General features: G+C 60.4%; 21 protein-coding genes. 6 read left to right on the top strand and 15 right to left on the bottom strand.

The window, feature by feature from the left end:
* The first annotated feature begins 121 nt into the window (after window positions 1-121).
* Together lexA and sulA are read left to right on the top strand one after the other, a co-directional pair.
* Window positions 122-730, top strand: a complete 609-nt coding sequence (lexA, locus tag JFU57_RS17800) for a transcriptional repressor LexA (RefSeq protein WP_078471213.1) — start codon at window positions 122-124, stop codon at window positions 728-730.
* A 10-nt stretch (window positions 731-740) separates the two neighbouring features.
* The gene (gene sulA / locus JFU57_RS17795) at window positions 741-1,214 is read left to right on the top strand and encodes an SOS-induced cell division inhibitor SulA (protein ID WP_201130231.1); all 474 of its coding nucleotides are present in this window, start codon (window positions 741-743) and stop codon (window positions 1,212-1,214) included.
* Window positions 1,215-1,320: 106 nt separating this feature from the next.
* Here sulA and JFU57_RS17790 read toward each other — a convergent pair whose 3' ends face one another.
* The 10 genes from JFU57_RS17790 to JFU57_RS17745 all read right to left on the bottom strand — a co-directional run bounded on the left by JFU57_RS17790 (window position 1,321) and on the right by JFU57_RS17745 (window position 12,613).
* Entirely contained in the window at window positions 1,321-1,554 is a 234-nt protein-coding gene (locus JFU57_RS17790) for a hypothetical protein (protein ID WP_078471281.1), read from the bottom strand.
* 147 nt (window positions 1,555-1,701) lie between these two features.
* Entirely contained in the window at window positions 1,702-2,259 is a 558-nt protein-coding gene (locus tag JFU57_RS17785) for a LemA family protein (RefSeq protein ID WP_078471211.1), read from the bottom strand.
* A 2-nt stretch (window positions 2,260-2,261) separates the two neighbouring features.
* A complete protein-coding gene (locus JFU57_RS17780) occupies window positions 2,262-3,278 on the bottom strand; it encodes a hypothetical protein (protein WP_201130230.1) in 1,017 nt (338 codons plus the stop codon).
* A 154-nt stretch (window positions 3,279-3,432) separates the two neighbouring features.
* Entirely contained in the window at window positions 3,433-4,449 is a 1,017-nt protein-coding gene (locus tag JFU57_RS17775; protein WP_201130229.1) for a hypothetical protein, read from the bottom strand.
* Between the two features lie 49 nt (window positions 4,450-4,498).
* Entirely contained in the window at window positions 4,499-5,023 is a 525-nt protein-coding gene (locus JFU57_RS17770; RefSeq protein ID WP_078471208.1) for a DUF6586 family protein, read from the bottom strand.
* 156 nt (window positions 5,024-5,179) lie between these two features.
* On the bottom strand, window positions 5,180-7,789 hold the full coding sequence (gene topA, locus JFU57_RS17765; RefSeq protein ID WP_078471207.1) for a type I DNA topoisomerase: 2,610 nt from the start codon (window positions 7,787-7,789) through the stop codon (window positions 5,180-5,182).
* A 114-nt stretch (window positions 7,790-7,903) separates the two neighbouring features.
* Entirely contained in the window at window positions 7,904-8,140 is a 237-nt protein-coding gene (locus tag JFU57_RS17760) for a DUF1653 domain-containing protein (protein ID WP_078471206.1), read from the bottom strand.
* Between the two features lie 100 nt (window positions 8,141-8,240).
* Window positions 8,241-9,416 carry an acetyl-CoA C-acyltransferase FadA gene (fadA, locus tag JFU57_RS17755; protein ID WP_008028488.1) on the bottom strand — a complete coding sequence of 392 codons (1,176 nt, stop codon included), beginning with the start codon at window positions 9,414-9,416 and terminating at the stop codon, window positions 8,241-8,243.
* Window positions 9,417-9,448: 32 nt separating this feature from the next.
* Complete coding sequence (gene fadB, locus JFU57_RS17750) at window positions 9,449-11,596, bottom strand: fatty acid oxidation complex subunit alpha FadB (RefSeq protein ID WP_078471205.1); 2,148 nt, start codon at window positions 11,594-11,596, stop codon at window positions 9,449-9,451.
* Between the two features lie 579 nt (window positions 11,597-12,175).
* Window positions 12,176-12,613: a hypothetical protein gene (locus tag JFU57_RS17745; protein ID WP_201130228.1), complete on the bottom strand. Its 438-nt coding sequence runs from the start codon at window positions 12,611-12,613 to the stop codon at window positions 12,176-12,178.
* 104 nt (window positions 12,614-12,717) lie between these two features.
* Here JFU57_RS17745 and JFU57_RS17740 point away from each other — a divergent pair, with 104 nt between their 5' ends.
* A complete protein-coding gene (locus JFU57_RS17740; RefSeq protein ID WP_078471202.1) occupies window positions 12,718-13,155 on the top strand; it encodes a universal stress protein in 438 nt (145 codons plus the stop codon).
* A gap of 67 nt (window positions 13,156-13,222) precedes the next feature.
* Here JFU57_RS17740 and JFU57_RS17735 read toward each other — a convergent pair whose 3' ends face one another.
* A complete protein-coding gene (locus JFU57_RS17735; protein WP_201130227.1) occupies window positions 13,223-15,139 on the bottom strand; it encodes an ATP-binding cassette domain-containing protein in 1,917 nt (638 codons plus the stop codon).
* A gap of 213 nt (window positions 15,140-15,352) precedes the next feature.
* Here JFU57_RS17735 and JFU57_RS17730 point away from each other — a divergent pair, with 213 nt between their 5' ends.
* Window positions 15,353-17,281 (top strand): transglycosylase SLT domain-containing protein, encoded by a 1,929-nt coding sequence (locus JFU57_RS17730; RefSeq protein WP_201130226.1) that lies wholly within the window; start codon window positions 15,353-15,355, stop codon window positions 17,279-17,281.
* A gap of 138 nt (window positions 17,282-17,419) precedes the next feature.
* Here the strand turns inward: JFU57_RS17730 and JFU57_RS17725 are convergent, their stop codons facing one another.
* Window positions 17,420-19,186 (bottom strand): ABC transporter transmembrane domain-containing protein, encoded by a 1,767-nt coding sequence (locus JFU57_RS17725; protein WP_201130224.1) that lies wholly within the window; start codon window positions 19,184-19,186, stop codon window positions 17,420-17,422.
* 255 nt (window positions 19,187-19,441) lie between these two features.
* Here JFU57_RS17725 and JFU57_RS17720 point away from each other — a divergent pair, with 255 nt between their 5' ends.
* A complete protein-coding gene (locus JFU57_RS17720) occupies window positions 19,442-19,621 on the top strand; it encodes a PA1571 family protein (RefSeq protein WP_078471199.1) in 180 nt (59 codons plus the stop codon).
* A gap of 96 nt (window positions 19,622-19,717) precedes the next feature.
* On the opposite strand, the gene pdxB is transcribed toward JFU57_RS17720, so the two are convergent.
* Window positions 19,718-20,860: a 4-phosphoerythronate dehydrogenase PdxB gene (gene pdxB, locus JFU57_RS17715; RefSeq protein WP_201130223.1), complete on the bottom strand. Its 1,143-nt coding sequence runs from the start codon at window positions 20,858-20,860 to the stop codon at window positions 19,718-19,720.
* A 190-nt stretch (window positions 20,861-21,050) separates the two neighbouring features.
* On the opposite strand from pdxB, the gene JFU57_RS17710 reads away from it, so the two are divergent.
* The gene (locus tag JFU57_RS17710) at window positions 21,051-22,460 is read left to right on the top strand and encodes an MATE family efflux transporter (protein WP_078471197.1); all 1,410 of its coding nucleotides are present in this window, start codon (window positions 21,051-21,053) and stop codon (window positions 22,458-22,460) included.
* On the opposite strand, the gene tusA is transcribed toward JFU57_RS17710, so the two are convergent.
* A complete protein-coding gene (tusA, locus tag JFU57_RS17705) occupies window positions 22,457-22,708 on the bottom strand; it encodes a sulfurtransferase TusA (protein ID WP_078471196.1) in 252 nt (83 codons plus the stop codon). The genes JFU57_RS17710 and tusA overlap by 4 nt on opposite strands.
* A 113-nt stretch (window positions 22,709-22,821) precedes the next feature.
* Complete coding sequence (gene rlmM / locus JFU57_RS17700) at window positions 22,822-23,895, bottom strand: 23S rRNA (cytidine(2498)-2'-O)-methyltransferase RlmM (protein ID WP_078471195.1); 1,074 nt, start codon at window positions 23,893-23,895, stop codon at window positions 22,822-22,824.
* Between the last annotated feature and the right edge of the window lie 130 nt (window positions 23,896-24,025).

The raw sequence follows: 24,025 nt of genomic DNA, 5'->3' as shown, positions 1-24,025 counted from the left end.
CCCGGCAAGGCCCCGCCACCCCCACGGTGACCGCCCGGCGGCAGCGGAAAAAAGGAGGATTGCCAAGTACGATTCACTGTATATAATCCCAGTCACTGTATAAAAAGACAGAGCGATCGAGATGATAAAACTGACGCCACGCCAAGCTGAAATTCTGGCCTTTATCAAACGCTGCCTTGACGACAACGGCTATCCGCCAACCCGTGCGGAAATCGCCCAGGAGCTCGGCTTCAAATCGCCCAACGCCGCCGAGGAACACCTCAAGGCCCTGGCCCGCAAGGGCGCGATCGAGATGACCCCAGGCGCCTCTCGCGGCATCCGGATCCCCGGCTTCGAAGCCAAGAATGACGACTCCACCCTACCGATCATCGGTCGTGTTGCGGCCGGCGCGCCGATTCTTGCCCAGCAGCACATTGAAGAGTCCTGCAACATCAACCCGACCTTCTTTCACCCCCGTGCCGACTACCTGCTGCGCGTCAACGGCATGAGCATGAAAGACATCGGCATTTTCGACGGCGATCTGCTTGCCGTTCACACCACTCGCGAGGCCCGTAACGGCCAGATCGTGGTGGCGCGCATCGGTGATGAGGTCACGGTAAAACGCTTCAAGCGTGAAGGCAGCAAAGTCTTCCTGATTGCCGAAAACCCTGAGTTTGCCCCCATCGAAGTCAACCTGAAAGATCAGGAACTGGTGATCGAAGGCTTGAGTGTCGGCGTGATTCGCCGCTAAAGGAGGCTTTATGCAGTTCCCACACGCACCACAGCAAACACAACTGCCACTGTTCGAAGCATTCATGATGCAGCCCCTGGCACCGCTGCTCAACGAAGTAGTCGAGACGCCCTGGAACAACGATCCGGAAGTTTTCAGTGAACTGTCGTTACGCGGTGCGGCGGGGAGCTGCCTGAGCTTGCTGGCCCCAATCCTGAGGGATCTGAGCGAAGAGCAGGATGCACGCTGGCTGACCCTGATCGCTCCACCCTCCAGCCTGACCCAGGCCTGGTTGCGAGATGCCGGACTCAATCGCGAGCGGATCCTACTGCTGCAGCCAAGGGGCTCGCAAAGTGCTCAACAACTGACCTGCGAGGCACTGCGCCTGGGCCGTAGCCATACCGTGGTCAGTTGGCTCAACCCGCTGAGCAGCAACGCCAAGCAGCAGTTGATCAGCGCCGCGCGCACGGGTGATGCGCAGAGCCTGAATATCCGCTTGGGCTAGTTGAGAGGGGTCTCGACCCGTAGTCGTTCAAATGACACAGGGCTTCTCCAAGATTGAGAAGCCGATATAAAGCGACGAATAACCGCTGAAAAACCGACAAACGGACTCAGTGAAGAACCCGCGGCCCATCTTCCTTCTCGATTTCGCCTTCAACCAGACGTCCAGCCATCTGTACGCCGACGCTCAACATGGCTTTTGCCACTTCCACGTGCTGACCTTGCAAAAAGGCTTTGGCATCCTCGGAGAAATCCAAAGTAACCAGAGAACCCTCGTCCTCAGCTCTGCGCAGCTCGATACGGCCGTCTGGCAACTCGACAATTTCTAGAAAGGACGTTGGCATAAAGGTCTGTTCTCCACGAAAGGGCGCGATTATATCAGTCATCGCCCCCGCCCCGCTCAGGATCTTGCGTATGGGGCGCGAGAGCTTCCACCCTGGCCCCACACATCAAACCTCTAGCCGAGCCGACAGCGCAGCATGTCAGGGCCTTCAGAAATTGGGTTTGTATTCAAAACCTGCCGAGGCCTGGCTGTCGGAGAACGGGGTGATCAGCGACTTCTTCAGGGTCAGTTGATTGACCACGGAACCAGGGAATAACTGAATGGTGTTATTGAAATTCTCCACACTCAGGTTGAACAGCGTAATAGCGCCACCGATATTGCTCTCCTGCTCGGCAACCTCGCGCATCAAGTTGTTCAACAAGCCTGCGGACTTGAGATCCGGGTACGCCTCAAACGCCAGGTTCAATCCCCCCAGCAGCGCCTTGGTGCCCTGATCCACCGACTTCAGCGCATCGCCATCCGCAACCGATGGCAAGCTGGTGATGGCCGTGCGCAGCCCGACTATCTTCTCCAGCAACTGACTTTCGTACTCCTGAAAACCAGCCACCTGCGGCTCTAGCACATCCAGCACCTTGATCTTCTGCCGCTCATAGGTCAGCACATCCGACCAGGCGCGTTGCACGCGGTTATAGGCACTGACGATCTTGTTGTAGTGCACATAGGCCAGGACTCCCACGGCAACCGCGATGATCAACAACAATTCCATACTTACCGCTCCATTTCATCAGTGGCTTTCAAGGCAGGCTCGAAATTATTGTCATGCAACTCTGCCAGCTCGTGCACCAACGCCAGGACTGGGAACAGACCCGGCAGTTCCAGTCCTTGTTTGATATTGGCGTAGAAGGCCGACAGGTCTTTTAGCGTCCCAGGGTCCTTGTAGGCCATGACCTCGGGATTATCGAAACTCAGGCACAGGCGGCCTTGATCGGAAAATTCCAGATTCACATTCGTCAGCCGTCGGGAAAGGTTGAGCAAGAACGCCAGGGTGGTGGGCGTCGCGAACTTCGCGCAAGCCAACTCGCTCTCGCCGCTCAGGCTGAACACCCGATTGAATTCATCGGACGTAGTGTCGAACCCCTTGAGCTTGGTTCTTTTTTTATTCGAAGGATGGGTGCGCGCCTTCACACCTTTGACCCAGGGAAAATCCACCACCAGGCTGTAGCGATCAAAACCGGTATAGATCCTCTCGGTCTTGCCGTCAGAGTCGGTTTTATCGCGGGAATTCACGTAATACAGGTGGTGAAAAACAAAGGACAGCTGGTGCAGCGCCCCCTGATAGACACCTTTGGCCGAGTCCGTAATGCGGCGGCTGTCATTGCCGCGGTCATAGTCATCGAACTCTTCGCTCAATCGCTGGAAACGCTCATCGGCGGAACCGCCCGGATCGCGCAGGCCGTTACTGAGAAAGGAGCACTTGCGGGCTATTTTCTTCGGCAGATCATCAGTGACATTGGCGCGGCTCATCCAGGTATACAGGCTGGCAAACCCCAGGCATCCGGTGGCAAACCACATCCAGATCACGCCCGCCATGGCCGGTATCGCCGAAACGATGGCCAGCAGCAGCAACACCAAAGGCAGAGCATGATCGAACGTCAGCCCCCCCTTGAACGACTTGAGGTTATCGATGATTTGCAACAGATCGTCATTGGACCTGGCGCGTGCGACCTCTGAGTCACTGCGCTCCAGGAGCCGGACCAACTCAGCATCATGTTTCAGAAACTGCATCACTCTTCCTTGATCAATCTGCTGGATTCAGAACTTTCTGTAGATGGCGCAGGCCTGATGGCCGGCTTCCACGAAAGGTCGGAATTGTACCAGCCATGGCCGGTCGCTCTTTCGGGTTTTTCAGGTGAGGGAGCCACGCCAAAGCCTGCGCAGGTTACAGCGCCACTTTCTCGGTGACGGCCAAAAGATGATCAAGCGGATGGTCGTGCAACTCCGCCAACCGATGCATGCGCTCCAGTACCGGATTAAGCCCCGGTAACGCGATGCCCTCGATCATCCGCTGGCGAAACGCCGCCAGGTCACTGAGCGGCCCCGGATCGGCATGGGCAAAGACTTCTGCATTATCAAAGCTCAGGCAGAGCCGGCCCTCACTGGAGAACTCCAGATTCACCTTGTTCAAAAGCCGTGACAAGTCCAACAGCAGGCTCAGGGTCGCGGGCGTGGCGAAGTTTTCGAAGCGGGCCTGATCACTGCTTCGCAGCAGAAAAGCGCTATCGAATTCGTCGCAGTCGGTTTTGAAGCGCTGACCCGCCAAGGGCATTTCCAGAGGGTCAGACTGGACCGAAATCCCCTTCAACCAGGGAAACTCCAGCACCAGGCTATAGCGATCGAAGCTTTTATAGGCCGTCCTGTAGCCGCTGGCGCCCCGCTCACTGACGGCGTTTACGTAAAGCAGATGGTGATACTCGAACGCCAGCGAATGGCGGGTGCCTTGGTAGACACCCTGGGCCGAGGCCACAATATGACGCCGCTCATTACCGCGCCGGTAATCACCGAACTGGCTGTCGAGCTTCGTCAGGCACCAGTCAGCACTGCTGTCTGGCTCGCTCAAGCCATTGCTGAACAGCGCACACTTGCGGGCGATACTCGCCGACAGCTCCGTCAGCGAACCAGAGAGGCCTTTCTTCACGTAGTAGCTGAAAATACAACACGCCACGGCCACCCAGACCATGCCACCCATGCCGTCCATCAACAGCGCAACGACCAGCGAAGCAAAGGCCACTACCAGCAGCAGTATTGACTGCGCGTGATCAAACTCCAGCTCACCGGGGAAGACTTCAAGCCTGTCCAGCACGTCTAACAGGTCGGCCGTGGACTGGGCCCGAGTGACCCGTACCTGGCAGTCTTGCAATAGTCGATTCAACGCGTGATCACGCAAGAAAAACAACATGATTCATCCTTGATCTCACCCCTGAGCGCGGATCAATCCGCGCTCGGCCTCAGCATTCGTTCAAGCCATCGCGAAAGCGAATCGCCAGGGCCTTGAGGTTCTGCCGCCAGCTTTCCAGTTCGTCCCGGCTCAACTCATCCACCGGCTCTTCTTCATCCAGGCTGACAGCCACAATCAACGGCTGGGTAACGTCGCCCTTGGGCTTGTGCGGGGCGCGCGGCGGCTGGAACAGCGCGGCATGAGCCGCCAGCAGTTTCGCCAGCCAGGTTTCGCGGTTTTGCGCCAACTCGACTAACTCGGCGAGTTCGGGGATCGCAAGGCTGTCCAGCACCTCACGGGTCAGGATCAATTCCGCACGGGCTGCATTGGCCTGGGGCAAGCGATAGAAGCCCGCAATCTCATGACACAGCCCCAGCAACGCACCGTACAAGTGAAACAGCACCGACTCGCGACCGGCCTGTAACAGCGCCTGGGCGTTCATCGCCCGCCCTTCCTCGGCTCGGGCCAACGCTTCGAGGGACAAGCCGGCGAAGTAAATTTTCTGATTGGTACGGGTATAGAGTTCGTGGGCCATGACGGCAGCCTCCACAACGGAAAGAAAACAGCGAGCTGGTCGCACAGTGTCGTGGATCATTCCCGCCAACCGCAAGCCAAAAGAAAGGCCGCGTAGCCCTTGAGAGCGCACGCGGCCTGTCTTCAGCACCCGGGGATTAACCCGGGCATCACCCTATCAACGCTTGTCTTCGACCTTCCATTTGCCGCCGTCGTAGAACGCTTTCCAGCCGGTAGGCTTGCCGTCCACCTCGGTCTGCACGTACTGCTCCTTGGTCTTGCGACTGTAACGGATCACCGCTGGACGACCGTCCGGATCCTTCTGCGGTGCATCACAGAGGAAGTGGTACTTCGGATCGATCTCGTCCTTGTGCGGCAGGATCTCGATCACCAGCGGCGCACGGGTTTCGCGGTTTTTCGGGAACTGGCTGGCAGCCAGGAACAGTCCCGAAGCGCCGTCACGCAGAATGTAGGTGTCGTTGACCTTTTCGCATTTCAGCTCAGGCATCTTCACCGGGTCCATCTTCGGCGGCGCCGCGTCACCGCTTTTCAGCAGCTTGCGGGTGTTTTTGCAGGTCGGGTTGGTGCAACCGAAGAACTTGCCGAAACGGCCGGTCTTGAGTTGCATCTCGCTGCCGCACTTGTCGCATTCCAGGCTCGGGCCTTCATAACCCTTGATCCGGTAGCTGCCTTCCTCGATCTCATAACCGGCGCAATCCGGGTTGTTACCGCAGATGTGCAGCTTGCGCTTCTCATCCAGCAGGTAGGCGTCCATCGCTGTGCTGCAGATCGGGCAACGGTGCTTGCCGCGCAGTACCAGGGATTCGGATTCACCCTCGTCATCCGCGGCAATTTCATCACCCGGCACCAGGTTCACGGTGGCCTTGCAACGCTCTTTCGGCGGCAGGCTGTAGCCCGAGCAACCGAGGAACACACCAGTAGAGGCAGTGCGAATCTGCATCGGCCGGCCGCAGGTCAGGCAAGGAATATCGGTCATCACTGGCTGATTGGCACGCATGCCGCTTTCAGCGCTTTCGGCTACTTCGAGTTTTTTCTTGAAGTCGCCGTAGAACTCGTCGAGCACGCTTTTCCAGTCGCGCTCGCCCTGCGCCACGTCATCGAGGTTCTCTTCCATGCCGGCGGTAAAGCCGTAGTCCATGAGGTTGGAGAAGCTTTCCGAAAGACGCTCGGTAACGATGTCGCCCATTTTTTCCGAATAGAAACGACGGTTATGCAGCGCCACGTAGCCGCGGTCCTGAATCGTCGAAATGATCGCCGCGTAGGTCGAAGGACGACCGATACCGCGTTTTTCCATTTCCTTGACCAGGCTGGCTTCGGAGTAGCGCGCCGGCGGCTTGGTGAAGTGCTGGCTCGGATCGAGCTTGATCAGCTTGAGCACGTCGCCCTGAGCCATATCCGGCAATACATCGTCATCGCCCGGCTTGCTGATTTGCGGCATGACGCGGGTGTAACCGTCAAACTTCAGGATGCGGCCCTTGGCCCGCAGCTCGAAGTCTCCAGCGGCGACGCTGACGGTGGTCGAGAGGTATTGCGCCGGCAGCATCTGGCAAGCCAGGAATTGGCGCCAGATCAGCTCGTAGAGCCGCTCAGCGTCACGCTCCATGCCCGACAGCTTGCTTGGCTCGGTGTTGGCATCGGAAGGACGAATCGCTTCGTGAGCCTCTTGTGCGCCTTCCTTGCTGCTGTAGACGTTCGGGGTTTCCGGCAGGTACTTCTTGCCGAACTCACCTTCAATATAAGTACGCGCCATCGCCACGGCATCGGCCGAAAGGTTGGTCGAGTCGGTACGCATATACGTGATGTAGCCCGCTTCATACAGACGCTGGGCCATCATCATGGTTTTCTTCACCCCGAAGCCCAGGCGGTTGCTCGCGGCCTGCTGCAGGGTGGAGGTGATGAACGGCGCCGAAGGCTTGCTGCTGGTCGGTTTGTCTTCACGCTTGACGATGCTGTAGCTGGAAGCCTTGAGCTTCTCCAGCGCGGCCATGGCCTGGGCTTCATTGAGCGGCTTGAAGGCCTCGCCGTTTTCACGGGCCACATCAAAACGCACCTTGGCGCCCTTGGCTGTACCGAGGTCGGCATGGACTTCCCAGTACTCTTCCGGGTTGAACGCACGAATCTCGCGCTCACGTTCCACCACCAGCTTCACGGCTACCGACTGCACGCGACCGGCGGACAGGCCACGAGCGATCTTGGCCCACAGCAGCGGCGACACCATGTAGCCCACGACACGGTCGAGGAAACGCCGCGCCTGCTGGGCGTTGACACGATCGATGTCCAGCTCGCCCGGCTTGGAAAAGGCTTCCTGAATCGCCTTCTTGGTAATTTCGTTGAACACCACGCGCTTGTAGCGGCTGTCGTCACCACCGATGGCTTCCCGCAGGTGCCAGGCAATAGCCTCCCCTTCGCGGTCCAAGTCGGTTGCGAGATAGATGGTGTCAGCATCCTTGGCGAGCCGGCGCAGCTCTTCGATGACCTTTTCCTTGCCAGGAAGGATCTCGTACTTGGCTTTCCAGCCGTGTTCCGGATCGACACCCATGCGCGAGACCAGCTGCTTGCGCGCCTTTTCTTTAGGCGACAAGGCCGGAGCTTCGCCTGCAGCGGCCTTGCCACGCTTGGCAGGCTCCTTGGCGGCGCTCGCCGAACCGCTGGTGGGCAGGTCTCGGATATGGCCGATACTCGACTTCACCACGTATTGGTTACCCAAGTACTTGTTGATGGTCTTGGCCTTAGCCGGGGATTCCACAATGACCAGCGATTTGCCCATGGATCAGAAAATTCCTGAATTCGAGAAGAGAAAGGCGGTTGGCGCCTGACGCGGCACCGCTATATATAGTGGCAACAAGGTGAGGTCAAGCGCAGGGTACTGCGCGACCTGCGCTTATGCCTTTGAAAAAAGACTGGCTTCGGCCTGCACCAAAGCAAAGCGTGGCACCTGCTCGCCGTCAACCTCGACGGACTCCAGGAACATGCTCAAGGGACGCACCCAAAAGCCGTAATCGCCATACAGGGCTTGGTAGAACACCACTTCTTCTTCGGTTTCCGAGTGCCGCGCCACGTTGAAAACGCGGTACTGCGGCCCCTTGTAATGCTGATAGAGCCCGGGTTGTAACGGCATGCTTTGGCCCTCACACAAATCTTTTCAAAATAAAAACAAAATAAATCTTCCGAAAAACAAAAACCGGGGCACTTGGCCCCGGCTTCCATCAACGAGACGCTTAAACGCGTTCGAAGACGGTGGAGATGCCTTGGCCGAGACCAATGCACATGGTGGCCACCCCAAAGGTACCGCCATTCTGCTTCATCACGTTCAGCAATGTGCCGGAGATACGGGCACCGGAACAACCGAACGGGTGACCCAGGGCGATCGCGCCGCCGTGCAGGTTAACCTTCTCGTTCATCTTGTCGAGTACTTTCAGATCTTTCAGCACTGGCAGGGCCTGTGCGGCGAAAGCTTCGTTGAGCTCGAAGAAGTCGATATCGTTGATGCCCAGGCCTGCACGCTTGAGTGCTTTCTGGGTCGCCGGTACTGGACCATAGCCCATGATCGCCGGGTCCACACCCGCCACGGCCATCGAGCGAATCACCGCCAGAGGCTGGATGCCCAGGTCCTGGGCACGCTGCGCCGACATCACGATCATGCACGAGGCACCATCGGTGATCTGCGACGAAGTACCGGCCGTCACGGTGCCGCCCTTGGGGTTGAACGCTGGCTTGAGTGCCGCCAGGCTTTCCAGGGTGGTTTCCGGACGAATGGTTTCGTCGTAGTCGAACAGCTTCAGGAAGCCATTCTCGTCGTAGCCCTGCATCGGGATGATTTCGTCCTTGAACTTGCCTTCCACCGTCGCCTTGTGGGCGAGTTGGTGGGAGCGCACGCCGAAGGCATCCTGCTGCTCGCGGGTAATGCCGTGCATCTTGCCGAGCATTTCAGCGGTCAGGCCCATCATGCCCGAGGCTTTTGCCGCGTACAGCGACATGTGCGGGTTCGGATCGACACCGTGCATCATGCTCACGTGGCCCATATGCTCGACGCCGCCTACCACGAACACGTCACCATTACCGGTCATGATCGCTTGCGCAGCAGTGTGCAGCGCGCTCATCGACGAGCCGCACAGGCGGCTGACAGTCTGGCCGGCAGCCGTATGCGGGATCTGGGTCATCAGCGACGCCATGCGCGCGATGTTCCAGCCCTGCTCCAGGGTCTGGTTGACGCAGCCCCAGATCACATCCTCGACTTCGTTCGGATCGACCTTGACGTTGCGTTCCAGCAGTTTGCTGATCAGGTGCGCCGACATGTCTTCGGCGCGGGTGTTGCGGTGCATGCCGCCCTTGGAGCGGCCCATCGGAGTACGACCGAAGTCGACAATCACGACGTCTCTAGGATTCAAGCTCATAAAATTTCACTCTCGCTCTAGTGTTTGGACGCTTAACCGAAGAACCGCTGGCCAGTCTTGGCCATTTCACGCAGTTTTGCGGTCGGGTGGTACAGCGCGCCCAAATCAGCGTACTGGTCGGCCAGGGCAACAAACTCTGCAACACCGATAGAGTCGATGTAGCGCAGCGCACCGCCACGGAATGGAGGGAAACCAATACCGTAGACCAGGCCCATGTCAGCTTCGGCGGCGGTTTCAACGATGCCGTCTTCCAGGCAACGCACGGTCTCCAGGCACAGCGGGATCATCATCCAGTTGATGATGTCTTCGTCAGTGACTTCACGCTGCTCGTAGACAATCGGCTTGAGCACTTCCAGCACCGACGGGTCGGCGACTTTCTTCTGCTTGCCCTTCTTGTCGGTCTCGTAGGCGTAGAAGCCCTTGCCGTTCTTCTGGCCCAGGCGCTTGGCTTCGTAGAGCACGTCGACTGCCGAGCGGCGGTCGTCTTTCATGCGGTCCGGGAAGCCTTCAGCCATCACGTCGCGACCGTGGTGGCCGGTGTCGATGCCGACCACGTCCATCAGGTACGCCGGGCCCATCGGCCAGCCGAATTTTTCCATGATCTTGTCGATACGGACGAAGTCCACACCGGCGCTGACCAGCTTGGCGAAACCGCCGAAGTACGGAAACAGGACGCGGTTGACCAGAAAGCCCGGGCAGTCGTTGACCACGATCGGGTTCTTGCCCATTTTCTTGGCGTAGGCAACGGTGGTGGCAACAGCCAGCTCGCTGGACTTCTCGCCACGGATCACTTCCACCAGCGGCATCATGTGCACCGGGTTGAAGAAGTGCATGCCAACGAAGTTTTCCGGACGCTTGAGGGCCTTGGCCAGCAAGGTGATGGAAATGGTCGAGGTGTTGGACGCGAGGATGGTGTCCTCTTTGACCTTGTCTTCGACTTCAGCCAATACCGCCTGCTTGACCTTCGGGTTCTCGACAACCGCTTCGACCACCAGGTCGACGTGGCCGAAGTCACCGTAGGACAGGGTCGGACGAATGCCGTTGAGCACTTCAGCCATCTTCGCCGCGGTCATGCGGCCTTTATCAACGCGGCCTACCAGCAGCTTGGCGGCTTCTGCCAGGCCCTGCTCGATACCGTGCTCGTTGATGTCCTTCATCAGGATCGGCGTACCCTTGGATGCCGACTGATAAGCGATACCGCCACCCATGATGCCGGCGCCGAGTACGGCAGCCTGCTTCACGTCCTTGGCGATTTCGTCGTAGGCCTTGGCCTTTTTCTTCAGTTCCTGATCGTTCAGGAACAGACCGATCAGGCTCTGCGCGGCAGAGGTCTTGGCCAGTTTGACGAAGCCTGCGGCCTCGACTTCCAGGGCTTTGTCGCGACCGAAGTTCGCGGCCTTCTGGATGGTCTTGATCGCTTCAACCGGCGCCGGATAGTTCGGGCCAGCCTGGCCGGCTACGAAACCTTTGGCGGTTTCGAAAGCCATCATTTGTTCGATCGCGTTGAGCTTGAGCTTTTCCAGCTTCGGCTGACGCTTGGCCTTGTAGTCGAACTCACCGGAGATGGCACGCTTGATCAGCTCCAGCGCGGCATCCTTGAGTTTGTCCAAGGCGACGACGGCATCGACGGCGCCGACTTTCAGCGCGTCTTCAGCACGGTTTTCCTTGCCGGCGGCAATCCACTCGATGGCGTTGTCGGCACCGATGATGCGCGGCAGACGCACGGTACCGCCGAAGCCCGGGTAGATGCCCAGTTTGACTTCCGGCAGGCCGATCTTGGCGCTGGTGGCCATGACGCGGTAGTCCGCCGCCAGGCACATTTCCAGACCGCCGCCCAGCGCGATGCCATTGATCGCGGCAACGGTCGGAACGTTGAGGTCTTCGAAATCGCTGAAAATCTTGTTGGCTTCGAGGTTGCCTGCAACAAGCTCTGCATCCGGCAGCTTGAAGTTGTCGACAAATTCGGTGATGTCGGCGCCGACGATAAACACGTCCTTGCCACTGCTGACGATCACACCTTTGATCGAAGCATCTGCCTTGATGGTGTCTACCGCCTGACGCAGTTCGTTCAGGGTTAGACGGTTGAACTTGTTGACGGACTCACCCTTGAGGTCGAAATTCAATTCGACGATGCCACTTTCAAGAGCCTTAACCGTGATGGCTTTACCTTCGTAAATCATCAACTGATCTCCACGATATGGAAGCTGAACAGTACACGTCGGACGCTGACTTCTGGCTTGGCACTGACCTGAATGTCGGTGCTGATGCCAATCCGCCAGGCACACCCGCCGACGCGATAGTCGGGATTCTGCGAGAGTCGCCTGCTAATACAAACGCTCAATTCATACGCCCGTTTGATTTGGGTACGCCACATTCAGGGAAAAACCACCAATTGTCAATCGCCCAAAATGCGGTTTGAAATGCGACTTTGCGGTCACTTCAATATCATGGGCTCGCAGCAACAGGCCGGCGTATCCTCTGCCATTCATAGAATCAATAGTTAGAAAATTCGCCCTAACTGTTATGCCAGGCACCGATACACCGTCTACGCTGGCAACCACCGCAGAATAGATACCGTTGCACGTTTATCCGAGACAAGGCGTAAGATCGAGCGCACGCGAAGACCCGCACCAGCTAGTGGTGCGCTGTTTCAAGACTGAATTACCGGCCTGCCTGGCCAACCCCGGCCCGATGATGATATCGGGCTTTTTATTGCCTGCGATTTGGCCTGCGCCATTGCGGCACCAGGCCTGCCCGGTTCAGGCCAGGGCCTTGAGCACCGAGGCGATGTCCTGCAGCACGCTCAACTCGCCGCGCTCGTTCCAGTACAGGGCGATCATCTGCTTGTCGGCCTCGATCTTGAACACGGTGGCGGGCAACTTTTCCAAATGCCCTAGCAACGCCTCATCCACGCATGCTTCACGCCACTGATTGACCCACACCCCGGGTGCAGTCTGCCAATAGCTGAAGCACAGCGGCTGGGTGCTGCGCCTTGGCCGGTGATACTGCGGACACGGGTTCGGCGGCTCCTGTCCCAGCCAGTGCGGCCACTCCTGGGGCGCCAACTGCATGGCCAGGCCGATACGCCGCGCCTCCATGCGCATGGCTATCTGGCCGCTCTGGCGGTGCGAGGGGCGCAACCATGCCAGGGGACTCAAGACCACCGCAAGGATTGACACCACTATCCATACCGTCATATCTGTACTCCCGATTCTTGATGAGCGGGTTGCGCCACCTTTGGACCAACCCGCTTGAAACCAGCCATACTTGAAGCTATTGCAATCCTCAGGAGGTGCACCTCATGTCCTACCACCATATTCTGGTCGCTGTAGATCTAACCGAAGAGTGCGATCCTGTTATCCATCGCGCTCGCGAACTTTCGGTGAGCAACGGCGCCAAGCTGTCCCTGGTGCACATTGTCGAACCCATGGCCATGGCGTTCGGCGGCGATGTGCCGATGGACCTGTCGCAACTGCAGCAACAACAATTCGACCAGGCCAAAGAGCGCCTGGACCGACTGATCATCAAGTACCCCGAGCTGTCCAAGGAATACAGCCACCTGACCTACGGCCAGCCACGCCAGGAAATCCACCACCTGGCCAAGGAGCAGGCTTGCGACCTGATCGTGGTCGGCAGCCACGGCCGGCACGGCCTGGCCCTGCTGCTGGGCTCCACCGCCAATGACGTGCTGCATGGCGCGCCTTGCGACGTACTGGCGGTGCACCTGGTCAAGCGTTAAGCCTTACGCGCCAGCCCCTACAAAAAGCCCGACATCATCGTCGGGCTTTTTGTCAGTGCTGATTCACTCAGGCATCCAGTTCGGCCCAGCGCTCGACCAACACTTCAAGGTCAGCGTTGAGCTTTTCCAAACCAGCAATCACCGCCGCGGTTTCAGTAGATGGACGCTGATAGAAACCGGCATCAGCCATCTCGGCCTCGACCGCAGCGATCTGCTGCTCCATGGCTTCAATCTCACCTGGCAGGGCTTCAAGCTCGCGCTGCAATTTGTAGCTGAGCTTTTTCTTCGCCGTCGAAGCCTCCTGAACCGGTGCCGCTTCCGCCACCGGAGCCACCACCGCAGAGTTCAGCTCGGCCTTGCCCGACTTGTTCTCGGTCACGCCCAGCAGGCGCGGCGAGCCGCCCTGACGCAGCCAGTCCTGATACCCGCCGACGTATTCACGAACCTTGCCTTCGCCTTCAAAGACCAGGGTGCTGGTGACCACGTTGTCGAGGAATGCCCGATCGTGACTGACCATCAGCACGGTGCCGTTGAAGGTCAGCAACACCTCCTCCAGCAGTTCGAGGGTTTCCACGTCGAGGTCGTTGGTGGGTTCGTCGAGGACCAGCAGGTTGGCTGGTTTGCTGAACAGTTTGGCCAGCAACAGACGTGCACGCTCACCACCCGACAGCGCCTTGACCGGCGTGCGGGCACGCTGCGGGCTGAACAGGAAGTCGCCGAGATAGCTCAGCACATGACGGCTCTGACCATCGATATCGATAAAGTCGCGACCTTCGGCGACGTTGTCGATCACGGTTTTTTCCAGGTCCAGCTGATGGCGCAACTGGTCGAAGTAGGCCACGTCGATGCGCGTCCCCTCTTCCACTGTGCCGCTGGTCGGTTGCAGGCCGTTGAGCATCAGTTTCAGCAGCGTGGTCTTGCCAGTGCCGTTGGCGCCCAGCAGTCCGATACGGTCGCCGCGCTGCAGGACCATGGAGAAGTCCTTGATCAGGAACGGGCCACCCGGGTGGGCGAAGCTCACGTTTTCCAGAACCATGACCTGCTTGCCGGACTTGTCGGCGGTATCCAGCTGGATGTTGGCTTTGCCGGTACGCTCGCGACGCTCGCTGCGCTCGACGCGCAAGGCTTTCAGGGCGCGTACACGGCCTTCGTTACGGGTGCGACGAGCCTTGATGCCCTGGCGGATCCAGACTTCTTCCTGGGCCAGTTTCTTGTCGAACAGCGCGTTGGCGGTTTCCTCGGCGGCCAGCGAGGCCTCCTTGTGCACCAGGAAGCTGGCGTAGTCGCCGTTCCAGTCGATCAGGCCGCCACGGTCCAGTTCGAGAATTCGGGTCGCCAGGTTCTGCAGGAAGGAACGGTCGTGCGTGATGAACAGCACGGCGCCCTGGAAATCCTTGAGCGCTTCTTCCAGCCAGGCAATCGCACCGATGTCCAGGTGGTTGGTTGGTTCGTCGAGCAGCAGCAGGTCCGGTTCGGACACCAGCGCCTGAGCCAGCAGCACGCGACGACGCCAGCCGCCGGACAATTCGGCGAGGGTCTTGTCGGCCGGCAGTTGCAGGCGGCTCAGGGTGCTGTCGACCAATTGCTGCAAGCGCCAGCCATCACGGGCTTCGAGGTCTTGCTGGACATGCATCAGCTTGTCCAGGTCTTCTTCGGTGACGCAGTTCTGCGCCAGGTGATGGTATTGGGCGAGCAACGCGCCCACGCCATCCAGGCCTTCGGCGACCACGTCGAACACTGTCCGCTCGTCGGCCACCGGCAATTCTTGCGGCAGTTCGCCGATCTTGAGGCCAGGCGCGCGCCAGACGGAGCCGTCATCGGGCTTCTGATCGCCCTTGACCAGCTTCATCATGCTGGACTTGCCTGTGCCGTTTCGGCCGATGATGCACACCCGCTCACCACGGGCGATCTGCCAGGACACCTTGTCCAACAACGGCATAGCGCCGAAAGCAAGGGACACATCGCTGAATTTGAGCAGGGTCATGAGCTTCTCCAAAAACCGGGCGCGCATTCTACCTGACTTGAGACCGCAGAAGGCCGGCATTTTCAATGTCGAAGCACTCTGCATAACAAATGTTGCGAACTGATGCCGCACAGCCTGCAAAGCTTTCGTCTGCTGGCGGCAAAAGGCTAAGCTACGGACAATTCAGTGCGAGCGTGGCTTGCACTTGTCATGATTTCTCTGCACGGATGTCTCATGCGCAGTCGCCTTTTCAGTCTTTTATCGTGCTTGCTTCTTTCTGCCACCGCTGCTCAATCCGCCCAGGCCGTGGACCTCTCCACTCAACGCCAGTATTACGATGAAGCCAAGCGCGCCTTGGCCAAAGGCGATTCCGGGCCCTACATGCGCTACAGCCAGGCCCTCAGCGATTACCCGCTGGAACCCTACCTTGCCTACGACGAGCTGACTGCGCGCCTGAAAACCGCGAGCAACGCCGAAATCGAGAAATTCCTCGCCGAACATGGCGATCTGCCCCAGGCCAACTGGATGAAGTTGCGCTGGTTGCGCTGGCTGGCCGATCGCGGTGACTGGGCGACGTTCGTCAAGTACTACGACCCCAAACTCAACTTCACCGAGCTGGACTGCCTGAACGCGCAGTATCAGATCGGCCACAACCTCAAGGCCGAGGGCTACGCCAACGCCGAAAAACTCTGGCTGAGCGGCAAGAGCCAGCCGGCCGCCTGTGATGGCCTGTTCGGCGTGTGGGCCGCCGAAGGCCAGTTGACCGAACAGAAACGCTGGGAGCGCACCAAACTCGCAGCCCAGGCCCGCAACTACCCGCTGGCCAACAGCCTGGTGAACGGCCTGACCACCCTCGCCCCCCGTGGGCGCTTGCTGGTGGAAGTGGCGCAAAAGCCGGAGCTGCTCAACCAGCCCACACGCTTCACCCCTGCCGATGAGCCGATGTCCGACATCGTCAGCCTCGGCCTGCGGCGCCTGGCCCGCCAGGATCCGGACAAGGCCATGACCCTGCTCGACGGCTATGCCAGCAGCATGCATTTCTCCCGCGATGAAAAAGTCGCCATCGCCCGTGAAATCGGCCTGACCCTGGCGCGCCGCTTCGACGGCCGCGCCCTGGACGTCATGACCAAGTACGACCCGGAGCTGCGGGACAACACAGTGTCTGAATGGCGCCTGCGCCTGCTGCTGCGCCTGGCGCGCTGGGACGACGCCTATCAACTGACCCGACGCCTGCCTCAGGACCTGGCCACCACCAACCGCTGGCGCTACTGGCAGGCCCGCAGCCTGGAACTGGCACAGCCGCAGAATCCGCAGGCGCAGACCCTCTACAAGAACCTGGCCCGCGAGCGCGACTTCTATGGTTTCCTGGCTGCCGACCGTTCGCAATCGCCCTACTCCCTGGTCAACAAACCGCTGGTCATGAGCCAGGCGCTGATCAACAAGGTACGCAACACCCCCGGCGTGCGCCGCGCCCTGGAGTTCCACGCCCGCGGCCAGATCGTCGATGGCCGGCGCGAGTGGTACCACGTCAGCCGTCACTTCAACCGTGACGAAATGGTGGCCCAGGCCAAGCTCGCCTATGACCTGAAATGGTACTTCCCGGCCATCCGCACCATCAGCCAGGCGCAGTACTGGGATGACCTGGATATCCGCTTCCCGATGGCCCACCGCGACACCCTGGTGCGCGAAGCCAAGGTCCGCGGCCTGCATTCGAGCTGGGTGTTCGCCATCACCCGCCAGGAAAGCGCCTTCATGGACGACGCCCGCTCCGGCGTCGGCGCCAGCGGCCTGATGCAACTGATGCCCGGCACCGCCAAGGAAACCGCGCGCAAGTTCAGCATCCCCCTGGCATCACCCCAGCAAGTGCTGGACCCGGACAAGAACATCCAGCTCGGCGCCGCCTACCTGAGCCAGGTCCACAGCCAGTTCAACGGCAACCGCGTGCTCGCTTCGGCCGCCTACAACGCCGGCCCCGGCCGCGTGCGCCAATGGCTCAAGGGCGCCGACCACCTGAGCTTCGACGTCTGGGTTGAAAGCATCCCCTTCGACGAAACCCGGCAATACGTGCAGAACGTGCTGTCGTACTCGGTGATCTACGGCCAGAAACTCAACTCGCCACAGCCGCTGGTGGATTGGCATGAGCGGTATTTCGACGATCAATAAGAGAAGCAGCGGCGAGCGGTAAGCTACAAGCCGCAAGCTCAAGCCTGAAAGCAAAATGCCCGCATTGAGAAATGCGGGCATTTTTATATGCGATTCAAAAACCGCTACAAACTTGTAGCTTGCGGCCTAGAGCTGCCCCTACTCCTTCTCGCTGAACTGCAACGCCGCCAGACGTGCATAGAGAGGGTTACTGGCGATCAGTTGCTGATGAGTGCCCACCGCAACCAGCTTGCCCTGGTCCATCACCGCGATTCGGTCGGCGTTTTTGACCGTGGCCAGACGGTGGGCGATGACCAGGGTGGTGCGGTTCTGCATCAGGCTGGGCAGGGCTTGTTGAATCAGGTGCTCGCTCTGGGCGTCGAGGGCGCTGGTGGCTTCATCCAGCAGCAGGATCGGCGCGTCCACCAGCAGCGCCCGGGCGATGGCCAGGCGCTGGCGCTGGCCACCGGAAAGCCCCAGCCCACCATCCCCCAGGTGGGTCTGGTAACCGTTGGGCATCTTCTCGATGAATTCATCGGCGTAGGCAATCTTCGCCGCCTCACGCACCTGTTCCAGGGTCGCCTCGGGGTTGCCGTAGCGGATGTTCTCCTCGACGCTGCCGAAAAACAGCGCCGGGCTTTGTGACACCAGGGCAAAGCAGCGCCGCAGATCCTGCGGATCGAGCTGGGTCAGCGGTACGCCATCGAGCAGGATTCGCCCCTGCTGCGGGTCGTAGAAGCGCAGCAGCAAATCGTAGATGGTCGACTTGCCGGCGCCTGACGGGCCGACCAAAGCCAGGGTTTCGCCGGCATGGATCTCCAGGCTCAAGCCATCCACCGCATTGCTTTCAGGCCGTGAAGGATAGGAGAAGCGCACATTTTCCAGGGCCAGCTCACCCCGCACTCGCGGCGGCAGGGCCACCCCATCAGTGGTCGGCGGCTGGATAATGCTTTCCGAGCGCAGCAGCTCGGCAATTCGCTCGGCAGCCCCCGCCGCTCGCTGCAACTCGCCAATCACCTCGCTCAACGTGCCGAACGCACTGCCCACAATCAGGCTGTAGAACACGAACGCCGCCAGCTCGCCACCGGAAATCCGCCCGGCGATCACGTCCATGCCACCGACCCACAACATCACCCCGACCGCGCCCAACACCAGCACGATCACCAGGGTGATCAGCCAGGAACGCTGGACGATACGCTTGCGCGCGGTGTTGAACGCCTCTTCCACGGTCAGCGCAAATCGCTGCTCGTCCTGGCGCTGGTGGTTATAGGCCTGCACGGTCTTGATCTGGCCAAGGGTCTCGGACACATAGCTGCCGACATCGGCGATACGGTCCTGGCTCAAGCGCGACAGATTACGCACCCGCCGGCCGAAAATCAGGATCGGCGCCAGCACCAGCGGCAAGGCTACCACCACGATGCTGGTGAGCTTGGGGTTGGTGATAAACAGCAGCACGATGCCGCCGATCACCATCAGCGCGTTACGCAGGAACAACGAGAGCGACGAACCGATTACCGACTGCAGCAAGGTGGTGTCGGCGGTCAGCCGCGATTGGATTTCAGAGCTGCGATTACTCTCGTAAAACCCGGGATGCAGGTAGATCAGGTGGTTGAACACCTGCCGGCGAATATCTGCCACACACCGCTCGCCGATCCACGACACCAGGTAGAAACGGGCGAAAGTGCCCACGGCCAGTCCCAGCACCAGCAACAGAAACAGGCCGATGGATTGATTGAGCAAGTGTGGCGAACGGGTCATGAACCCCTGATCCACCAGCAGCCGAATGCCCTGCCCCATGGACAAAGTGATGCCGGCAGTGACGATCAGCGCCAGCAGCGCCCCGAGGGCCTGCCAGCGGTAAGGCGCAATAAACTGACTGGCCAGGCGAATAGCCCGGCGTTGGTGCGAAGAAAGCATGACGATCATCCGATAGGTCACCAGGAGCGAGGCACTGCCAAGCCTACACCGCCCCATTGGCCGGAACTTACGCGAATCACAATGAGTCAGGTTAAATATGACCGCTGACACTAGAGCCTAGAGGCTATTGATCTAATGTCCGGCTGGCACTCGTGGGGGATTTCTGGTGGAGTGAGAACACTGCCGGGGCCCTGTAGTCCGCTGTCACAGCCCGGTCACCTGGCGGTTATAAACTAAGCACACAACCTGATGAGGAGACAGGCCATGTCCTTGCAACACAGCAGCGATGACAAGATTCAAGTGATTCGTACCCAGCCAAACCAGTCTCTAGGGTGTGCCATCATCGACGCTCAGGGTCGCGAAGTACCGATTACTGAAGACATGATCCAGAGCGCATGCCGCGAACTGGAAAAGCGACTGGTCAAGCCTGCCCAGCAAGATTGAGCCCTCGCCTCGCATTCTCTTGACCCGGCCTCGACGCCGGGTTTTTTATGCCTGCCTTTCCCCACTGCGCGGGCCTCGCGACCCGCCGCAGGCTATTCAGGCCAGGGTCGCACCCAAGGCAATGACGATCTGCTGCAGCGCTGGCGAATCGCCCTGAATGTGCACGCTCAGGCCGTCGATCTCACGGCGTTCGGGGTAGTGTTTGCGCAGGCCGTCGAAGGCACTGCGCTGCTCGGCCGGGGTGCCGCCCAGGCTGCGCCGGAAGTCGGCGTCGTCCCGGCGCGGGTCGTACACCGCGCGGCAGACAGTCGCCAGCGCCCAGGCAGGGTCGGCATTGGCATTGAGCCAGAGGTGCGAAACCCACGGCTGGGGCAGCAGCGTATCCAGGCTGACCTGTTCCGCCTGGCCCGAAAACCGGCAGTAGGCCTGGTAAATCTGCGCGGTGCCGCGCTGCTTGCCATCCAGGCTGTAACCGGCAATATGCGGCGTGGCCAGGACACACAGATCGGCCAGGGCCTGATCCACCCTGGGCTCCTCCTCCCACACGTCCAGCACTGCCTGCAGGTCTTCGCGCTCAAGCAGCACTTCGCGCAGGGCGTGGTTATCGACCACCGGGCCACGGGCAGCGTTGATCAGCCAGGTACCCGGCCTGAGTTGTTGCAGGCGCGCCTTATCCAGCAGGTGCCAGGTCGAGAGTTCGCCGCTGCGGGTCAAGGGCGTGTGCAGGCTGATAACGTCGCACTGCTCGATCAATTGTTCCAGGCTCACGTAGTCGCCACCTTCGGCGGCCTGGCGCACGGGGTCGCACACCAGCACATTCCAGCCCAGGCCACGCAGTACCTGGATCAGCCGCCCGCCCACCTCGCCCGCACCCACCACGCCATAGGTGCGCCCGGGCAGCGCGACGCCTTCGATTTCCGCCAGGGTCAACAGGCTGCCGAGCACGTAATCCACCACGCCACGGGCGTTGCAACCCGGCGCGCTGGACCAGTGAATACCGGCCTGGGCGAAGTACTCGAGGTCCAGGTGATCGGTGCCAATGGTGCAGGTGCCGACAAAACGCACCTTGCTGCCTTCAAGCAGGGCTTGATCGACGTTGGTCACCGAACGCACCAGCAGCACATCCGCTTCGGCAACGGTCGCACGGTCGATGGAGCGTCCTGGGAATCGGCGAATTTCACCGAAACCGGCAAAGAACTCTTCGATCAGCGGGATATTTTCGTCGGCAACAATCAGCATGGCAGGCTCCTTTCGCGGAGCCGCAGTGTAGGCGTAGTGGAGGGTCAGGGGCCAGTGCCAATACCGCCGCAGCCCGATTTCAGGCGGACTGCAGCGCTTACAAATCCGCAACACAGGATGTTTTCCTGACCGCAGCGTCAACGCGTAGAATGTCGCGTCCTGCGCCACCCCACCTATGGACGCTTCGCCTGTGAATTCTGTATCCGACACCCCCGCCGCCACTTCCCTCAAGCGCCCCGCCCGGGTCTATCTCGAGCTGCGCAACCTGCTTGGGCTGGCGCTGCCGATCATGATCGCGCAGCTGGCGACCACCGCCATGGGCTTTGTCGATGCGGTAATGGCCGGCCGGGTCGGGCCTCGGGACCTGGCGGCAGTGGCCCTGGGCAACTCGATCTGGATCCCGGTCTTTCTATTGATGACCGGCACCCTGCTGGCAACCACGCCCAAGGTTGCGCAACGCCACGGCGCCGGGCTGCCTGGCGAAATCGGCCCGCTGGTGCGGCAGGCCTTGTGGCTGGCGCTGGTGGTAGGGCTGATGGCGACCCTGATTCTGTTCAACGCCGAGCCGGTGTTGCACCTGATGAAGGTCGACCCCGAACTGATCGAGCCGTGCATGGGCTACCTGCGCGGCATCGCCAGCGGCCTGCCGGCAGTGGCGCTGTATCACGTCATGCGCTGCTTCAGCGACGGCCTGGGCCGCACCCGGCCGAGCATGGTCATGGGCCTGTGCGGGCTGGCGCTGAATATCCCGATCAACTACGTGTTCATCTATGGCCACTTCGGCGTGCCGGCCATGGGCGGCGTCGGGTGCGGCTGGGCCACGGCCATCGTGATGTGGGCCATGATGTTCGGCATGGCCAGTTGGACCCGCTGGGCCCCGGCCTATCGCAACATTGACCTGTTCGGTCGCTTCGACTGGCCGCAATGGGCGGTGATCAAGCGTTTGTTGAGCATCGGCCTGCCCATCGGCATTGCGGTATTTGCCGAGTCGAGCATCTTCGCGGTGATTGCCCTGCTGATCGGCAGCCTTGGCGCCACCGTGGTCGCCGGGCACCAGATCGCCCTCAACGTCAGCTCCCTGGTGTTCATGATTCCCTACTCCCTGGGCATGGCCGTGACCGTGCGGGTCGGCCAGGCCCTGGGCCGCAGCGAACCACGTGAGGCGCGGTTTGCCGCCGGGGTCGGCATGGGCACGGCGCTGGCTTATGCCTGCCTCTCGGCCAGCATGATGCTGTTGCTGCGCGGACCGATTGCGAGCATCTACACCACCGACCCCATGGTGATCCATGTGGCGTCGATGCTGATTGTGTATTCGGCACTGTTCCAGTTTTCCGACGCGATCCAGGTCACCGCCGCCGGCGCCCTGCGCGGCTATCAGGACACCCGGGTGACCATGGTCCTGACCCTGTTCGCCTACTGGGGCATTGGTTTGCCGGTGGGGTATGCGCTGGGGCTGACCGACTGGTTCGGCCCCGCCCGCGGCCCGAGCGGGCTCTGGGAAGGGTTGATCGTGGGCCTGAGCTGCGCGGCGCTGATGCTGTCGATCCGCCTGACCCGCAGTGCGCGCAAGCGGATCCGCATCAGCCGCTCGCTGGGTTAAGCGAGCTTCTTGCGGATCCAGTACAGATAGGTTCCGGCCTCTTCCTGCTGCGCCACCAGTTCGTGGTCGAGAAACACACAGAACTTGGGAATGTCGCGGCGGGTGGACGGGTCGGTGGCGATGACCTTGAGCAGGCCGCCAGGCGCCAGGTCGCGGATGTGCTGGTGCAGCATCATCACCGGCTCCGGGCAATTGAGGCCCGTGGCGTCGAGGGTCCCGTCAACGGGGGTATCGATGGTTGGGTTCATTACTCACTCCTGAAACTGGCCGGCATTGTCGCGCAACACCGAAACCAGGTCATCCGTAGCCATGTTTTTTCAGATGAATTGTTGCAGGCGCGACTACCAGGCCACGCCGGTTCTCAACGGGCCTTGGGCTTGCTGACATCCAGCCGGCGCAGGTGGCAGGTCACTTCCTCACGGTCGTGGTACAGCTGCTTGCACCCCACCGCCACACGAATCCCGCGGGCCTTGAAGCCCTCTTCGATGCGCTCGAGCAGGCGCTTCACTTCCGCATAACGCTGCTTCATCGGCAACTTCAGGTTGACCACCGCCTCGCGGCAATGTCCCTCGCCGATCCAGGTTTCCAGCAGGGCAGCGTTGCGCGCCGGCTTCTCGACGATGTCGCACACCATCCAGTCCACAGGCTGCTTGGGCTTGAAGGTAAAGCCGTCGGCCATCAGGTGCTGGACCAGGCCGGTGTCCATCAGGCTCTCGGCCATCGGCCCGTTGTCGATGGCCGTCACCAGCATGCCGCGGTTGACCAACTGCCAGGTCCAGCCGCCGGGGGCGGCCCCCAGATCGACACCGGTCATGTCGCTGTGCAGGCGCTCGTCCCATTGGTCACGGGGGATGAAGTGATGCCACGCCTCTTCCAGCTTCAGGGTCGAACGGCTGGGCGCTTCGCGCGGGAATTTCAACCGCGGAATACCCATCGGCCACATCGCCGAATTACCGGCATCGGCCAGGCCGACAAACACCTCGCGCCCGCTTTTGAAGGTCAGCAGCAAACGTGGCCGGCCTGGGTCATCCACCAGCTTGCCAGCGGCCGTCAGGGCCTTGCGCAGCGGGCCTTCGAATTTCTTGCAGAAATTCGACAGTTCCTTGCCGTCATTGGTGTCCACCACTTCCAGCCACAAACTGCCGCAGGTCGGGAAGCTCGCCAGATGAGCCAGGATCACGCTGATCCGGTCGCTTTCCGGCAGATCGATAAACATGCCCCGCGCCCATTGCCGAGGGAAGATCAGCTCGGCGAAGCGCAGCCCCTTCATCAAGCGCTCGGCACCGTCGTCTTCGGTGCAGACAAACTCGGCGCAGGCGGCAGCGGTCTTGGCCTTGGCATAGCCGGCCACGTTGAGGCGCGCGGCATGGTCGGCGATCTCGGAGCAGACTTCGCCTTCAAAACCTGGGCGGCAATGCATAAAGAGGGTGTTCATCGAATCTCCTGGGCAACGTCAATGAATCGCGGACTTGCCCTGTAGCAAAGCCTGTCACGAAAACGGGCGCATGATAGCCGAGTTCGGAACCTTGGACTTGTCCATAGAGTCCAGTTATTAGCCAGCTACT

The organism is Pseudomonas sp. TH07, from assembly GCF_016651285.1.
Lineage (GTDB): Bacteria > Pseudomonadota > Gammaproteobacteria > Pseudomonadales > Pseudomonadaceae > Aquipseudomonas.
This window is presented reverse-complemented; position numbering and strand designations above follow the sequence as displayed.

Bases quoted from the DNA above. Each gene is read 5' to 3' on its own strand.
- lexA (WP_078471213.1), top strand. From the start codon at position 122: ATGATAAAACTGACGCCACGCCAAGCTGAAATTCTGGCCTTTATCAAA.
- sulA (WP_201130231.1), top strand. From the start codon at position 741: ATGCAGTTCCCACACGCACCACAGCAAACACAACTGCCACTGTTCGAA.
- JFU57_RS17790 (WP_078471281.1), bottom strand. From the start codon at position 1,554: ATGCCAACGTCCTTTCTAGAAATTGTCGAGTTGCCAGACGGCCGTATC.
- JFU57_RS17785 (WP_078471211.1), bottom strand. From the start codon at position 2,259: ATGGAATTGTTGTTGATCATCGCGGTTGCCGTGGGAGTCCTGGCCTAT.
- JFU57_RS17780 (WP_201130230.1), bottom strand. From the start codon at position 3,278: ATGCAGTTTCTGAAACATGATGCTGAGTTGGTCCGGCTCCTGGAGCGC.
- JFU57_RS17775 (WP_201130229.1), bottom strand. From the start codon at position 4,449: ATGTTGTTTTTCTTGCGTGATCACGCGTTGAATCGACTATTGCAAGAC.
- JFU57_RS17770 (WP_078471208.1), bottom strand. From the start codon at position 5,023: ATGGCCCACGAACTCTATACCCGTACCAATCAGAAAATTTACTTCGCC.
- topA (WP_078471207.1), bottom strand. From the start codon at position 7,789: ATGGGCAAATCGCTGGTCATTGTGGAATCCCCGGCTAAGGCCAAGACC.
- JFU57_RS17760 (WP_078471206.1), bottom strand. From the start codon at position 8,140: ATGCCGTTACAACCCGGGCTCTATCAGCATTACAAGGGGCCGCAGTAC.
- fadA (WP_008028488.1), bottom strand. From the start codon at position 9,416: ATGAGCTTGAATCCTAGAGACGTCGTGATTGTCGACTTCGGTCGTACT.
- fadB (WP_078471205.1), bottom strand. From the start codon at position 11,596: ATGATTTACGAAGGTAAAGCCATCACGGTTAAGGCTCTTGAAAGTGGC.
- JFU57_RS17745 (WP_201130228.1), bottom strand. From the start codon at position 12,613: ATGACGGTATGGATAGTGGTGTCAATCCTTGCGGTGGTCTTGAGTCCC.
- JFU57_RS17740 (WP_078471202.1), top strand. From the start codon at position 12,718: ATGTCCTACCACCATATTCTGGTCGCTGTAGATCTAACCGAAGAGTGC.
- JFU57_RS17735 (WP_201130227.1), bottom strand. From the start codon at position 15,139: ATGACCCTGCTCAAATTCAGCGATGTGTCCCTTGCTTTCGGCGCTATG.
- JFU57_RS17730 (WP_201130226.1), top strand. From the start codon at position 15,353: ATGCGCAGTCGCCTTTTCAGTCTTTTATCGTGCTTGCTTCTTTCTGCC.
- JFU57_RS17725 (WP_201130224.1), bottom strand. From the start codon at position 19,186: ATGATCGTCATGCTTTCTTCGCACCAACGCCGGGCTATTCGCCTGGCC.
- JFU57_RS17720 (WP_078471199.1), top strand. From the start codon at position 19,442: ATGTCCTTGCAACACAGCAGCGATGACAAGATTCAAGTGATTCGTACC.
- pdxB (WP_201130223.1), bottom strand. From the start codon at position 20,860: ATGCTGATTGTTGCCGACGAAAATATCCCGCTGATCGAAGAGTTCTTT.
- tusA (WP_078471196.1), bottom strand. From the start codon at position 22,708: ATGAACCCAACCATCGATACCCCCGTTGACGGGACCCTCGACGCCACG.
- rlmM (WP_078471195.1), bottom strand. From the start codon at position 23,895: ATGAACACCCTCTTTATGCATTGCCGCCCAGGTTTTGAAGGCGAAGTC.